Genomic DNA, 15,343 nt, shown 5'->3' with positions numbered 1-15,343 from the left:
ATCGTAGCTTCTAGATTTAGTTCCATCGATTTAAGCAACAAAGCCTCGGCAATAACAAAACAAGATTCTGTATCACCTGACCGTATAAATCACTCGCATAAGCTATCCATGCATAAGTCACTGTGTTTACAATGATAAACCCATAAACAATCACCTCTCCTCTCGCTTGATATATTGAAGTCAGAACTCCTGACACAGCACAAATCAAGCCGACAATGGCTGTAAACGTAAATAGTTCAACTACCTTTCCGCCTAGAAAAAGCGGTGAGAGAAATGAAAAAAAACTTCCTAATAGAAAAATGACAAAAAACCATTTTTGAAATGTCGTCAACGCTGTCCAAAAGAGTTTTAACGCATTGTTAATCGCCATAAAACACGCCTCACGTGGTAAGACACAACCTACTGTCGCTTTGTGGGACATCTCAACAATCTGTTCCCTGCTAGACAGTCCCCTGCTAACGCTTGTCTACTGCATCACTGTTGCAGAAAACAAGAGTTGGGAGTGTCTCAACATAGGGGAAGAAGGCGATCACCTGCGAAACCACCAAATTATTCCGTCTCAAATTCGGCACAAGTCAACCAGAGACAGACTTTTGCCATCCTTTTTTACTATGTATTTATGAATCATGTATTTGACGCTGAGTATATTTATCATGATAAATATTGGTAAAACGTTGGAATGCACTGCAATCTAGAGATCTTCACTTTTTATGTAGGTAATTTGTTCATTCAACTCGCCTTCAACCCGAAATCGCGGTTCAGGTCGTCAGTTCGCACTGCAACAGGATAAACCGAGAAAGGAATGATGAAATATCTAGTCTCGCTGATAGCGGCTTCAAGTATTTTCGCCTCTGCGGCTTCTTTTGCGCAATGCAATGGAAACGTTTACAGTATGAATGCAGGTCGAGGACATGTCGGTGCTCTTATTGACTTAAAAGAGAACGCTTTCATGGGTTCAGACTACTTCTCTGACGCCTCAGATCGCGCAACAATCAACTCAAAAGCACGCTTCAGCAGTTCAGCGATGGCTTACGATCAACACTCAGATCGTATCTATTATTCCAGCGTACCAGCGCCAATCTCTTACCACATGGAAGGTGCTGAAGAACTGTTTACAGAGCAAGAACTCAACGCGCTAGATTTCCACGCCAAATCCAATACGCCCTTTAAACTCGCATACTACGATGTTGCATCTAAAGAACACGTAGAGGTCGCCAACACCCGGTTCCAAATTTTGCGTATGGCTTTTGACCCGGCCACAGGCGAATTATATGCCTCCGACTCAGTCAGACTGTTCAAGGTGGACATCGAATCTGGTGACGTAACGGAAATCGCCCAGTTTCCAATCAATGCCCGTATAGGCGGCTTTACCAGTTGGGGCGACTTTGAGTTTCACAATGGAGAGTTATTGTTTGTCACCAATAACCGAACGTATACCGTCGACAAACAAACCGCAGAGCTTACGCTAAAAGCATTCCACTACGTTGATTTCGTCACCGCCGTAACAAAAGACCAAAACGGACAATTACTGATGGCTGCCAAAAACCAGAATGTTTCTGGCAACATCAACAGCAACTGGTTGTGGCGCTTTAAGCCTGAAACGGGCGAAAAAGTCGCGGTTGGTATTTTTCCAACCCGCATTAGTGCCTTGGCCACTGTCACATCTGAAGAGCACACCTGTTATGACGCCACGGTCTTTAACAGCGATGTCAACCAGGTCACCTCACTCACAAATAACGGCGATAACCTATCAGAAGGCAGCACAAGCATCTTTGAAGCGACGCTGGACAAAGCAAGCACTGACGGCGCAACCCTGAATGCCGCATTGGTAGATGGCAGTGCGACAGGCGGCGAAGACTACGATCGTGTCGCTTCAATTACGTTTAAAAATAACGATGGTCAAAGCCTGGACACTGTCGAAGTGAGTCTTCAAGAGGCTGGCAGCGAGGTATCGCTTCCGGCAGGAACCAAAACCGTGACGTTTTCGGTATCTTACATCACTGATGATGTGACTGAGAGCGGCGAGAGCGTTACCTTTCAGACATGGATTACGCAAGATAAATCAGATTTGCAAACATCAACCGTCACGATTGAAGATGTCGATTCCACGGTTGTCGTTGAAGACATTACCGTAACAGGCTTGGCACAAGAATCCGGCATTTTCTACGGTACAAGAGTGACGCTTAACAGGAGTGCACCTACAGACATTCCATCCTTCTTTGTATCGGTAGGCGCAGGTACCGGTTCAACGGCAACGGACCACGTTGATTTCAACAAAGATACAGGCGGGTTCCGCTTCTACAACGCCAACAACCAGTTGATATCTGAAACTTTCACTGACTACATACTTCCACCAAACACAACCACCACACCACCGTTCACGCTGCCTGCGGGTACCAAATTTATCCAAATTGGTATCATCATCAACAGTGACAATATCCGTGAAGGTAACGAAACCCTCAATGTACTTGCTTTCACTCAGAGGGACTTTAGCGATATAAAAGTCGCAGAAGTCACCATCCAAGACGACGATTAAACACAACTAAGCGAAGGTAGAACGACCAAAGGAGCGAATTCTCGCTCCTTTTTTTATGTTTGTGGAGTGCCAACAACAAAAAGCCCCACACCTCGCCTATTTACGATATCACTCTGAATTTATTGTATTTTTCCTCAAATTACATGCATAATGTGACTGCATTCAAGTACAGGTTTTCTGGCTACATGATAGATTCACTTAGAATATGTAAGGTATTTAAGGGCCGTTGCGTTCGGATAAGCAAAGGGCGGTAGCTTGGTTTTGATTTGCTCCATGGTGAGTTAGCACTATTTTTGGCCGAGTTTCCTACCGTTTCTGTTTACATACTTATCGTAATTTGAACCCCATATTCCCAGCATCGATGTCATCGCATAATCGCGAGAGCAAGAACTGCGGGTGTAATTTTACTAGCTGATTTATGAAAAAGGAGTTTTATAATGAGGTGTTCATCGTGTGGTGGAGATTTCCCTAGAGAAGATTTAAGACTTGTTGAGTCAAGCCGATATTGCGGTGACTGTAAAACAAGTTTATTCGCGCCTGCTAGGAAAAAGGTTAGCGAACATTTGGTTGAGTCACTTGAAAAAAAAGAAAAGGCGAAGGTTAAAACACCTAGAATGGGAAGAGTTGAGTATCTTATAAATTCTTTCTTAGCGTGTATCTTACTCCCTGTGTTTATGAATGGGTATATAGATGAAAACTCCAAATTAAGCATGTTCGGTTATTCTATAGAAAACGCTGATGTGCATTTCTACTTTATCAACTCTTGGCTTTGGGGTGTCTCATGTGTTCTTGCATGGCTATATACAATATCAAGAGTAAAAGATTTATGTTGGCCTCAATATCTATCATTTGTTTTATGGGTTCCTATCATCCGTTGGGTATTGTTCTTCAAGGTTGGTGATTCAGAGGAAAATATTTATGGTCCAGCGCCTAAGAAGCCTTCAACTATAAAGGTATTTTCATCTGTTGTTTCCTCGGTACTTCTTGTTGTGTTTGATCTAATTGTTGCTGTTTCAGCACTGACTTTACTATGGAATATTTTATAACACATATGAGCCCTTCTCCGGTCAATAGGCAATAGAATTCTATTGGCTGCGTTAGCAGCCAATACTCTCAAACAACAAAGCAGTCTATTTCGCGTTGTCATTTTCGCCATTAAGTCGTTACCTACGGCAGGAACCAAAACCTTGACGATTTAAGATGTAGATTCCACGGTTGTCGTTGAAGACCTTACCGTAACAGGCTCTGCACAAGAATCCCGAACTATTCAGACAGTCACTTTTTGAACACTCATATCGCCATCCATAACGGATGTTCGCAAAGGTAATTCTATTACACCCAATCTAGCCGTGCACAGCATCTATCGCTGTTTATGGTTTAATATTGTCCTTTTCAGTAATTTTCGAAAAGCATAACGCTCAGACGGTTATCTGATAGAGGAGATTGAACAGAGTAAAAAGATTAGTTAGCGATCTGGCAGTCGAATACCTGACACTAACAGGTTTGTTCTTTTCTTAATGTGTCTGTCTATGTTTCTTGGTCTCCCCGTATTCATGGTTCAGTGAGAATATATTGCAACTAAATGGTTCAAATGCGTTGGGAAAACAAACAGATTACGATATAACTGGAAAATAAAACTGAGCCTGAGTAATAAAATTCCGCCTGTAAAAATTATTACAAAGAAATATCCTTGACTGAGTAAAAGAAAATCACAAATTCACTTGATTTCGAGTCAGGTATATACGCAGGCAACGTTCGGGTTGCCTGCGTATAGAAGAAATACGTGTGTCTCAATGTAAGCTTTAAGGGAAATAAGGACGTTATGTGCGGTATATGTGGTGAATTCAGGTTTGATGGTCAGCGAGCTGACTTAAATCGTACGCATAAAATGATGGATAGACTGGAACGACGTGGCCCAGATCATGCGAGCTCATTTTCTGATAATGCGATTGCGTTGGGCCACCGTCGTCTGGCGATTATTGACTTAAGCGGACAATCAGATCAACCGCTGATTGATCACCAACTTGGTCTGGTCTTGGTGTTCAACGGCACCATCTATAATTTTCCGCAATTGCGTTCAGAGTTAATAAATAGTGGTTACCACTTTTTTCTCAAGGTGACTCGGAAGTTATTTTAAAGGCGTATGCGCACTGGGGAGAAACGTGTGTTGATCATTTTAATGGCATGTTTGCTTTTGCCATCTGGGATATAAACAGAGAATGTTTATTTCTGGCTCGGGATCGCATGGGAATCAAACCCTTGTATTACAGCATTGATCATAACAGGCTGATCTTTGCATCAAACACTCAGTCGTTGTTGGCAAATGCGGGTGTGGATACAAGTATTAACCCAGTCGGTTTACATCACCAGCTAACATTGCATTCCGTTATTCCTGCTCCCCATACGATATTAAATGGCATTCAAAAAGTACGGCCTGCACACAGTATGACGTTTCGTGCTGATGGCAGGGTGACAGAGAGAGAATATTGGCAATTGTCTGCCCAGCGTCCTCACCATCAAATGGATGAAAATGAATGGACTGAGGCCATTTATCATTCGTTAAAATCCGCTGTGAAAAGGCAGGCAGTTACCTCAGATGTACCAGTTGGCGTATTGTTATCAGGCGGCTTGGATTCGAGTTTACTGGTCGCATTGTTAGCCGAATCAGGGGTAGACAACATGAAAACCTTTACTGTTGGTTTTGAAGATAAACCTGCAGAAAAGGGAAATGAATTTGAGTATTCCGACCAGATTGCTGAAATATTTGGTACTGAACATCACAGGTTTTTTGTTCCTGACAGCCAAGTGCTGACGCGTCTGGTTGAGGCTGTAGATATGATGTCTGAGCCGATGGTTGGGCAAGACTGTGTTGCATTTTACATGCTAGCGGAACAGGTTTCTAAGCATGTAAAAGTTGTTCAAAGCGGACAGGGTGCTGATGAAGTGTTCGGCGGCTACTTCTGGTATCCGGAAATGTACAACTCTAATGAGCCTGATGACGTGAAAAGGTTCGCATCGCAATATTTTGATCGTGACCATTATGAGTATCTTGATACTGTTGATAAACGCTTTCATGGTGATGATCACACCAGTCGCCTGATTCGGACATTGTTGGCCAAAGGTCAGGCCGATGAATATCTTGATAAAGTATTGAAGCTGGATGTCACAACGCTGATTGTTGATGACCCACTAAAACGCGTAGATAATATGACAATGGCATGGGGGTTAGAGGCTAGAGTCCCCTTTGTTGACCATGAACTGGTGGAGTTGGCAGCAAGTATGCCGCTGAGCATGAAGCTTGGTTCTTTTGGTAAGCACGTATTAAAGCACATTGCGAAAGCACGCCTTCCCGAACATATTATCGATCGCCCTAAGGCGTATTTTCCTGTGCCAGCATTAAAGTATATCCAGGGTGAATGCCTTGATTTTATGCGGATGGTTCTTCTCAGTGACACAGCTAGGCAAAGGGGAATATTTAACCCCGTCTATGTTGAAAAGCTATTATCCCAGCCTGAGCGGTACTATACCCGCTTAAAGGGAAGTAAGTTATGGCACCTCGCCTTATTAGAGCTATGGTTACAAAGGCATGTACCCTGATTGTGTGTGAAGAACGTGTAAGAAAATGACATGTAGGTAAGGTACAAGAGTGACGCTTAACAGGAGTGCACCTACAGACATCCCATCCTTCTTTGTATCGGTAGACGCAGGTACCGGTTCAACGGCAACAACCAGTTGATATCTGAAACTTTCACTGACTACATACTTCCACCAAGCACAACCACCAGACCACCGATCACGCTGCCTGCGGGTACCAAATTTATCCAAATTGGCATCATCATCAACAGTGACAACATCCGCGAAGGTAAAAAGACCAAAGGAGCGATTTATCGCTCCTTTTTATGTTTGTGCCGCGTCAACCATAGAACGACCTCGCCCTCCTTTAAATATGATACTACTCTGAATTTATTAGCTTTTTTCTCTTAATTTCATACAGAACGTGACTACATTCAAGTACATATTTTCTTACTTCATGGTAGATTCGCGTAGATTTTATAAGGCATTGAGTGGCGGTTGCGTTCGGAGAAGCAGAGGGCGGTAGCTTGATTCCATTCTTGTTAGGTCGATAACTATAAAGAGGCAAAAAATATGGAAATAGCTTTTTGTACTATTGATGGGAAAGAGTGGTATGCGGATGATTTTTGGGCGCTGGGAGAAAAAGCAATTGTAACTATGCGTCGAAATTTGCAATGCACTTCCTGCAAAGGAGATGCTTGGTTCAGAAAGTCAAGTTACGGGAATAAAGTACCGCATTTTTGCGCTCACCATACAGAAAATTGTAATTATGCAACCAACTATGAAGTCGTTGATGACGGCGACGGTGGTGATGGCCAGCCGGCCGCTAATCCAGACTCCGGTATAGTTTTAGATCTTGGCTTAGACAAAAATTATGAAGTCGACGTTCAAAATCCCGCACCTAAACCAGATTCTCCCACAGGGGAGAAAAGGTCAGGAAATAAGGTCAAAAACGGTGGTGGTAAAGATTACCCCGCGCACCTAACACTTCAAAATACCCTTTATAAGCTAGTTCGTTCCGACAAACTCTATACATCTGATTCGAAAGTAACTATCCCCTATGCTCCAATCCAGGGGTTACCAGACAAAGCCAATGAGCTTTTTGTAAATTTCAAAGATGTTCATGAGCGCTATGACGGGTTAAATCGAGTGTATTGGGGATTTATCAGTGATGCCGGTTTTACGGCTGATGGTAGGCTTTGGTTAAATGCTGGTAGCCGTAGTGATGGTTTAAGTGTTTCGATCAATCCTGATATCACGGATGAGTTTCGCAATTATTTCAAGGTAGATAAGTCTCTAGATCAATTAGAGGGTTGTCATGCTCTCATCATTGGTGATTGTTACTATGCAACAACAGGTAAGCCGGTTATTTGGTGTGGTAGTTTGGATTACGTTGTACTGCGACGTTATAACTTTGACAAAGTTTCATAACATATACTTCTCTTTGCCCAGACAATCCTAATCCGAACTGCATCGTTTTGAGCATCAACTCTAAATCAGTTCTGTCCCTTTCCGCGCCAGTTACACGCTAACTGGCACTTCACTTGCCCCCCTCACCGCCCACAAAACCACCACTTAACCCTCCATTCTTCCCCTATTGATAAAAACCTCACGCAAACGATTGCCTTCCTTCGAAAAACAAGTATTATGCGCGCCAATTTCAAGGTGTTCTTGTCTTTATCTGGCTGTTAATTGGTCACTTTTACACCTTCAGAATTCATTACCCACTTTGGTACTAAAACCTATGAAAACTGCCGTTCCTCTGAATATTGATGAGAAGATTTCTTTGCCGAAGTCTTTGTCGCTTGGGGCACAACATGTGCTGGCAATGGATCTCTACATCGTCCCTATCATTCTTGCTGGCCTACTTTCTCTTTCGGTTGGGGACACATCAGCCCTTATCCAAATGACCTTCATCGTTGCGGGTCTGTGTACCATCATCCAATCTGGCTTTTTGCTAAAACTGCCTGTGATGCAGGGGCCGTCGTACATTCCTATTGGTGCGATTGCAGCGATAGGTAAATCATTGGGTATGGGTGCGGTTTACGGGGCAATGATCCCTGTGGCGATTTTCGTGGCTCTGCTTGGCCGCCCGATGAACCTGTTCAGCCGTTTGGTAAAAACCTTTGTTCCCCCTATTGTTGGTGGCACGGTCAACATCGTTGTGGGTATCTCTTTGCTTCCTGTTGCGTTTAACGGCATTTACACGGCTGACCGCCCTGCAGAAAACATTCTGATCGCAATGGCGAGCATGTTCTCATTGAGTGCCTTTATCCTACTGGGTTGTTTTGTGAAGCAACTGCATTGGCTGCGTTTGGCCTCTGTACTGGGTGCGATCCTTGTCGGCACCTTGGTCGCAGCGACCATGGGCATGGCGGATTTCTCTGCGGTTTCTGATGCAGCATGGATTCAATTGCCTACCCTGCTGCCTTTTGGTGAGTTGGTGTTCGACCCTCTGGCGATTCTAACCATGCTGTTTGTTGCCATGATTGTACTTGTTGAAACCACAGGTACTTGGTGTGCGGTGACAGCAGTAACAGGCACAGATTTGGAAGACGATCGCTTAAACCGCGGTGCGACGGGTGAGGCTGCGGGTCAGTTTATCTGTTCACTGTTAGGCGGTAGCCCAGTAACGGGTTACTCCACCAATGCGGGCATTATCGCGGTCACAGGCGTGGCATCTCGCCGCGCGATTATTGCAGGTGGTTTCATTCTATTGGTATTGGGTCTGGTGCCTAAACTGACCAGCCTGATTGCATCTGTGCCACATGCGGTTATCGCGGGAATCTTTGCGGTGATCTGTGTGGTGATTGCCATGAACGGATTCCGCGTTGTGCAAAACATTCAACTTTCTGAGCGTAATATGCTGGTGATTGGCCTGCCGATTATGCTTGCGCTGGGTGCGGTATTCATGCCCCGCGAACTGATTTACGCGTTACCAGAACTGGTTGGCTACTTGGCTAACTCAGGTATCGCCATTGGCGCACTTGCTGCTGTTATTTTGAATTTTATCCTCCCTGAGGATGCTGTACAGGAGGCTGAGGCATGATCGACATGACTCGCATTCAATTCGGTATTTTGGCCGATACTTTCCACACGCCAGTAAAAGGTGAAATGGCATTCCTGCCTGATTTTCTCATCCTCGTTGATGAGTGCGGTGACATCGCCGGCACTTTTACCGCTGACGACGCTGAGCACAGCGTATACGTGAATGCACTCCGTGATGCATCGAAACTAAACATCGTAGAAAAAGGCCAGTTCCTGATGCCAGGTCTGGTTGACCTGCACTGCCACGCGCCACAATGGCCGCAAGCAGGTAAAGGTCTGGATTTGCCTTTGTATGATTGGCTGCAAAACTACACTTTCCCGCTGGAAAACCGCTACGGCGATCTGGCATTTGCAGAACCGGTTTACCAAGACGTTACCCGTACCCTTTTGGCGAACGGTACCACCAGCGCGGTGTACTTTGCGTCTATCCACCGTGAAGCGTCTGAGCTTTTAGCGAAGACCAGCCTTGAGCAAGGCCAGCGCGCGTTTGTGGGCAAAATCAACATGGACAACGCGGAACAGTGTCCTGATTTCTACCGCGAACCGTCTGTTGAAGAAGCATTGGCGGAAACGGAAGCCTTTATTCAGAATGTGCGTGGCCTCAAAGGTAACGAACACGGTTTGGTGAAGCCAGTAATCACCCCACGTTTTGTGCCAAGCTGTACCGAAACACTGCTGCGCGAACTGGGCAAACTGGTTCAACAGCACGATGTTCACATGCAAACGCATTGTTCTGAGAGTGACTGGGCGCGTGATTATGCGCAGCAACACTACGGCAAAACCGATATCGAGATCTATGCGGAAGCGGGCTTGCTGAACAACAAAACCGTTCTGGCACACTCGATTTTCCTGACCGACAACGATGTCGCCATGCTGAAAGAATTTGATGCAGGTATCGGCCACTGTCCTCTGTCGAACATGTTCTTCGCCAATGCCGCGATGCACACCCGCGAACTGCTGGACAGTGGTGTGAGCATCGGTCTGGGCAGTGACATTGCTGGCGCACCATCACCTTCTATTTTCCGCGCAAGTTTTGATGCGGTAACCCACTCTCGCGTTCGCGAAGACGGCGTAGATACACGTCTTGCGGCAGGAGAGCGTGGTGTAGCGGGTTCTCGTGTGAGTTTTGTTGAAGCGTTCTGGATGGCAACCGCTGGCGGTGGTCGTGTGCTGAACGAGAAAGTGGGTGTGTTCGAGAAAGACTTCCACTTCGATGCATTGGTCATCAAACCTAGCATGCTGGGCAACCTGCGTATTTGGCCAAACATGGATTCGCCACGCGACATTCTGGAGAAAATTGTGTCTCTGGGCCAAAGCTGTGACATCGACAAAGTCTGGGTTCAGGGCAAGCAAGTTAAGTAAGCCCTGAAAGCCCCAAAATATAAAGCCGCCCTCTGCAAATGTATCGGGCGGCTTTTTCGTTTTATAACAATGCCATTGCGCCGCTAGCACGAAGCATCAAACATCGGAATGATCACAATCAAATTTCCGGTTTGACGCCTTTTTAAGTAGCACATACTATCCGCCCAACGCTGACCAACCTCCATTGGAAAGACCCAAACTTCATAGAGTTACCACCTGCATTGATTGAATTTTTGTAGCTCTATCCAATCGCACTGTGACCAACAGTGTCTAAACGTATTCACTTCTCACTGGCCCAACGTGTGAATTTATGGGCTGTGACGTACGTGTTTCAGTTAGGAACCTACCGTGAAAAAGCAATTGCTGGCTGTCATTATCGCCTCAACTTTTGGTCTGACAGCATGTGGAGAGCAAGACTCTTCATCTACCTCGACCAACCCAACGAATCCAACCGTCTTTGACCCCGCGATTCTTGAAAGCTTAAGCGCGGAAACCACTGTGCTGTTCGATTTGGTCTCTGACCCATCATCACCCACCATTGTGATCCCCTCTTATCTCGCCACAGATAAAGATGACCAAACGCTGAGTGTCGAAAGCACGGCGGTTAACCCTGACGATTTGTCCGATCCACTGGTTGCGATGGGCAAAACGGATGGTTGGAGCACCAGCCAACCGATTGACGTCGAGTTCAGCGGTTACCCGCTTGATCCAAGCAGTGCTGCAAACAGCTTCTATCTGCTTAAATCTCAAGATCCAAGTAGCCCTCACGCATCGTCTGATGCCACGTTGCTGGTAGAAGGTGTGGATTACACAGTGAAAGCGAAAGGCGAAACCCTCACCGCGACGCTGCTTAAGCCGCTTGAGCCTTCAAGCAACTACATGTTTGCCGTTACTAACAGCCTAAAAGACACCCAAAACAACGCGGTGGGCACGAGCTTTTCTTATGCTGTTTTGAAATCAACAAACAAAGTGCCGGTAGAGAAGCTGCTACCCGCTCAAACGATCACGCACAACACGGAAAATGCCTTTGAGCAAGCGGGTGTCGACAAGTCGACGATCATCTTCTCTTCTTGGTTCAAAACCGCGTCTGTTGGCGATGTGCTGGCGGGTACCATGTATGCAACGGCACAAGCTATTGCGCACGGCCCGAACACCGTTTGGAAAGGGGCATCGATTGACAACAGTGTGTCAGCGGAACAATTGGCATCTTTGTATTCGATGACCACCCCTGTTTTCGAAAAAAACACACCGAATGACGTGGGTGCTATTTACTATGGGAAAATCACGCTCCCTTACTTTCTCGATATCAACAAAGAAAACTACCTGTCTTCCCCTTGGCAGAGCGGCATGCCGAGTGTTGCTAAGATCCGTCATGTACTAGAAGAAGGCACTGAGGCTGACAAGCAAGCGGTTCACGCTCAACTGGCGGCATTGAACGTTGATGTACAAGATATCACTGACTTTGAACACAGTGTGGAGAGTAAGCGTCGCATCATCGACGCGTTGTCGGGCAGTGCCCTGACACTGGCCAATGGCTCACCAGTGGACAGCGAGCGTTTAATGACGCGCTTTAGCGTATTGCCAACACTTCGCTCTGTGCAAACCATTGATTATTCAATGACCATTCCTACAAAACCAGAATGTCAGGAGCGTGGTGCCAACGCGATCACCATCTACCAACATGGTGTCACCAGTGACAAAGGCTCGTTTGAAACCTCGAACCTGTCTGATGCATTACTGACTGAACAATGTCGCGCCATTTTTGCCATTAATCACCCACTCCACGGTGACCGTGGAGTCGGCGGCAAAAACGCAGGCAGTGACCCTGAGATGTACCTGAACCTGTCGTCTCTCACCACAGCGCGCGACAACTTGCGTCAAAGCACCATCGATGTCATTAACTTCCGTGCAGCCATCGGGCTGATGGCAGAAAACGTCGCTGCGTCGGCTGACCCAGAATCTGAGTATGGGAAACTGGCAACCATTTCGATGGATAATGGCGTTGGGTATGCAGGTCATTCACTGGGCGCAATTACAGGCATTAATGCGGGCAGTGCAGTAAGCAATACACTGAACAGTGTCGAAACGGACAATCGCTACTTTGCGTTGAACAAATTGGCACTGGCGAATCCGGGTGCTGAAATCCCGTATCTGCTTTTAAACTCAACCATGTTCAGCCCTTTGATTAAAGGCAACGTGGCATTGAAAGTGAATGACAAATTTGCTCAGCAATGTGGCGGTAAGCCTTGGATGCAACTCTTGTTCTGCTATGGCTCATATGAGAAGAAGTTGGTGAACAACGGTTCTCCTGAATCATTAGCGACATTGCGCGAACTGTATGACAGTTATGACCACTTTGCATTTGCCGCACAGACGGTGTTAGACACAGTTGACCCAACCAACCATGCGCGCCTCATTTCGGCAGAACTTCCGGTGTATATGTCACAGGTGAATGGTGACAGCATCATTCCAAATGCCATTGCTGAAGGCCAAACGCTTGCGGGCACAGATATTTTGGTTCCTTACTCTCCGTTTGCAGGCACCAAACCTTTGGTCCAAAACTTAAACATCGACGTCACCACTTCGTCGGTGTCAGGTACGCTCGTTAAAAATGCGGCACTGTTTAAGTTCCGTGGCGGCGGTCATTCATCGGTTCTCGCGAATGACGCCAAGCCAGGCACCACAGAAATGCAGCAACAAATGCGCTCATTTGTTCAAGGTGACGGCAATACACTGACGGTCACTGATGCCACCGTGATGGAAGAGTAATTCCGCACGACTAAGCTCGACGTAGTGAAATCAAAAAGCCTCCCTTTGCGACTGCATTGGGAGGCTTTTTTGTGTGTTTCGTGAGAAACGTAGAGCATCAATGAGAACTGCGTAATTACCAGATTTCTGGTTTATTCATCGCAGCAACACAACCTGTTTCGCCTTCAATGGGAGAAACCTCGTCACTGACGAGTGACTGTCCCAACCAACCTTCTGGGAAGCTCAGGTTACACGGTGCTTTCACGATGTCTTGGCCGATTTGCTTAAAGCCAACGCGTCCATAGTAATTTGGGTCGCCATAAGTGAATACCAATTCTACGCCTTCACTTTTCAGCACTTCTAATGCCTCGTTGATCAGAGTGCTACCCACACCTTGTTTTTGGTATGAGGTAGAAACTGCCACAGGCGAAAGCAAGAATGCTTCTGCGCCGTTTGCAGGCGTCAGACGTGTAAACACGATACTGCCTGCCAACGTGTCGCCGTCCATCGCCACAAAACCATATACGTCTTTGCTCTCTGTGGTCGTGAGTGCTTCATGGGCAAGCTCGCTGACCATTTTGCCTTCCGCTTCGCCTTCTGAATCGGTGAAGGTGTTTTGGAATAAGGTTTTGATGTCGTTAAGTTGTGATGGTTCGTATTGTTTAATTTTCACAGTATTTTCCTTTCTTGCCAAAAGTCGCCGGACGAGCAGTTATTTTGCTTTTGCCAAGATAAATAGTTGGTAGTTCACTTCACCGAAGTGCGCTGTCATTAGCGCAACTTCGCGTTTAATGTCTTTTAATGCTGCTGAATTTGCCATGCTGGTCTCCAACTCAGTGACACGCTCGCCAAGTGGCGTGTAGTACGCATCCCATGCATCTTTGCTCATGGTGAAGGTATCAATCACGTCATAGCCAGCCGCGTTTGCTTGTGCAATGCGCACTGCTGCGGTTGTAATATCTGGGTATTCACTTCCCAAAAACGCTGCAATATCAGGGCTAGGTGAATCGACAGACCACACCATGTCGCTTAATACCAGCACACCATTTTCTGATAAAAGCGAACGCCATTGTTTAAGCGCGTTGTTTACGCCCATGACATACGCGCAGCCTTCAGCCCAAATCAGGTCGAACTGCCCTTTTTCAAGCGGAATGTCCGTCATGCTGGCGCAGATGGTTTCAATCTTCGTGGCAACACCGGCGTCTGTTGCGCGCTCCATTGTTCTTTCAAGCGCAGTCGTTTCGTTATCCAGCGCTGTGATTCTTGCGTTCGTGTTCTTAGCAAGAACCGTGGTCGCAATGCCTCGACCACAGCCGATTTCCAGTAGATTTTCTGGGACAAATGGTACGGCCTTTAATGCACGCAGCGTGTCCGATCCCGATCCCGGCCCCCAACGTTCCAGCGCGTTGAAAATGTGCATAAAGTCAGCCATGTATTGATCGTGTTCGTTCATGTTCTTTGACAACCATTTCAATCGCAGTGCTTCTTTTTCGTTAAAGCCCTGCTTAATAAGCCACGCCAAGTGCTCGTCAGGCGCAACCTTGCTTGCCTGATCGTGCCAGTCGCTCTGACCGTCTTCACCAAGCAATGAAGCTAACAATTCTCGGGACCGTTGTTTCTCCGCTATCTCGGCATCGAGTTGTTCAAGGCGATTAACCAATAAGGTTCGGTCGATTTTTGCTTCCAAGCACGCCTGACATTCTTTTAGTGTCAGTCCACCTGCCTGTAACTGTTGAATCAGCCTTAAACGCTGTAAATCACGCTCGCTATAAGTCCGGTAGCCATTCTCAAGACGCTCACCTTGAATAAGCCCGAGCTTCTCGTAATACAGCAAGGTGGTACGGGATAACCCGACGCGTTCACCCAGTTCAGAAATGCGGTACATAGTCCGTCTCGTTTCGTCGATATGTGGTGAATCTTAAACTGTAGAGTTATAGACAGGTCAAATGGAAAATGAGGTTATTTAAATAAAAGTGAGTGACCGCACTCGTCAGCGACCCTCATCGCGCCAACCGGATTGCCGCTGGAAAGAGAAGCTTTTTGTCTCGTCAGTCTGTTCTTGTAAAGGATTCGCGC

Annotated in this window: 9 protein-coding genes and 1 pseudogene; 7 read left to right on the top strand and 3 right to left on the bottom strand. The window is 46.3% G+C overall.

Annotated elements, in window-relative coordinates:
• Positions 1-16: 16 nt before the first annotated feature.
• A complete protein-coding gene (locus B5D35_RS14045; RefSeq protein ID WP_170915183.1) occupies positions 17-370 on the bottom strand; it encodes a nicotinamide mononucleotide transporter in 354 nt (117 codons plus the stop codon).
• A 432-nt stretch (positions 371-802) separates the two neighbouring features.
• Here B5D35_RS14045 and B5D35_RS14040 point away from each other — a divergent pair, with 432 nt between their 5' ends.
• The 7 genes and pseudogenes from B5D35_RS14040 to B5D35_RS14010 all read left to right on the top strand — a co-directional run bounded on the left by B5D35_RS14040 (position 803) and on the right by B5D35_RS14010 (position 13,288).
• Positions 803-2,536, top strand: a complete 1,734-nt coding sequence (locus B5D35_RS14040; protein ID WP_139367770.1) for a hypothetical protein — start codon at positions 803-805, stop codon at positions 2,534-2,536.
• A 437-nt stretch (positions 2,537-2,973) separates the two neighbouring features.
• Positions 2,974-3,582, top strand: a complete 609-nt coding sequence (locus tag B5D35_RS14035) for a DUF805 domain-containing protein (protein WP_078753184.1) — start codon at positions 2,974-2,976, stop codon at positions 3,580-3,582.
• A gap of 890 nt (positions 3,583-4,472) precedes the next feature.
• Positions 4,473-6,133: pseudogene (locus tag B5D35_RS14030) on the top strand (N-acetylglutaminylglutamine amidotransferase); the annotation flags it as partial.
• A gap of 549 nt (positions 6,134-6,682) precedes the next feature.
• Complete coding sequence (locus B5D35_RS14025; protein ID WP_078753183.1) at positions 6,683-7,540, top strand: hypothetical protein; 858 nt, start codon at positions 6,683-6,685, stop codon at positions 7,538-7,540.
• A gap of 313 nt (positions 7,541-7,853) precedes the next feature.
• Positions 7,854-9,158, top strand: coding sequence for a solute carrier family 23 protein (locus B5D35_RS14020; protein ID WP_078753182.1), 1,305 nt, complete (start codon positions 7,854-7,856; stop codon positions 9,156-9,158).
• A complete protein-coding gene (gene guaD, locus B5D35_RS14015) occupies positions 9,155-10,519 on the top strand; it encodes a guanine deaminase (RefSeq protein WP_078753181.1) in 1,365 nt (454 codons plus the stop codon). The genes B5D35_RS14020 and guaD overlap by 4 nt, the downstream gene beginning before the upstream one ends.
• A 348-nt stretch (positions 10,520-10,867) precedes the next feature.
• On the top strand, positions 10,868-13,288 hold the full coding sequence (locus B5D35_RS14010) for a VolA/Pla-1 family phospholipase (RefSeq protein ID WP_078753180.1): 2,421 nt from the start codon (positions 10,868-10,870) through the stop codon (positions 13,286-13,288).
• Between the two features lie 115 nt (positions 13,289-13,403).
• Here B5D35_RS14010 and B5D35_RS14005 read toward each other — a convergent pair whose 3' ends face one another.
• Both B5D35_RS14005 and B5D35_RS14000 read right to left on the bottom strand, forming a co-directional pair.
• Positions 13,404-13,940, bottom strand: coding sequence for a GNAT family N-acetyltransferase (locus B5D35_RS14005; protein WP_078753179.1), 537 nt, complete (start codon positions 13,938-13,940; stop codon positions 13,404-13,406).
• 39 nt (positions 13,941-13,979) lie between these two features.
• Positions 13,980-15,152, bottom strand: coding sequence for a MerR family transcriptional regulator (locus B5D35_RS14000; protein ID WP_078753178.1), 1,173 nt, complete (start codon positions 15,150-15,152; stop codon positions 13,980-13,982).
• Between the last annotated feature and the right edge of the window lie 191 nt (positions 15,153-15,343).

Origin of the sequence: Enterovibrio nigricans DSM 22720, assembly GCF_900167155.1 — a bacterium.
Lineage (GTDB): Bacteria > Pseudomonadota > Gammaproteobacteria > Enterobacterales > Vibrionaceae > Enterovibrio > Enterovibrio nigricans.
This window is presented reverse-complemented; position numbering and strand designations above follow the sequence as displayed.

What these genes read in the sequence shown, in the direction of transcription:
- B5D35_RS14045 (WP_170915183.1), bottom strand. Translation starts at nt 370, where the DNA reads ATGGCGATTAACAATGCGTTAAAACTCTTTTGGACAGCGTTGACGACA.
- B5D35_RS14040 (WP_139367770.1), top strand. Translation starts at nt 803, where the DNA reads ATGATGAAATATCTAGTCTCGCTGATAGCGGCTTCAAGTATTTTCGCC.
- B5D35_RS14035 (WP_078753184.1), top strand. Translation starts at nt 2,974, where the DNA reads ATGAGGTGTTCATCGTGTGGTGGAGATTTCCCTAGAGAAGATTTAAGA.
- B5D35_RS14025 (WP_078753183.1), top strand. Translation starts at nt 6,683, where the DNA reads ATGGAAATAGCTTTTTGTACTATTGATGGGAAAGAGTGGTATGCGGAT.
- B5D35_RS14020 (WP_078753182.1), top strand. Translation starts at nt 7,854, where the DNA reads ATGAAAACTGCCGTTCCTCTGAATATTGATGAGAAGATTTCTTTGCCG.
- guaD (WP_078753181.1), top strand. Translation starts at nt 9,155, where the DNA reads ATGATCGACATGACTCGCATTCAATTCGGTATTTTGGCCGATACTTTC.
- B5D35_RS14000 (WP_078753178.1), bottom strand. Translation starts at nt 15,152, where the DNA reads ATGTACCGCATTTCTGAACTGGGTGAACGCGTCGGGTTATCCCGTACC.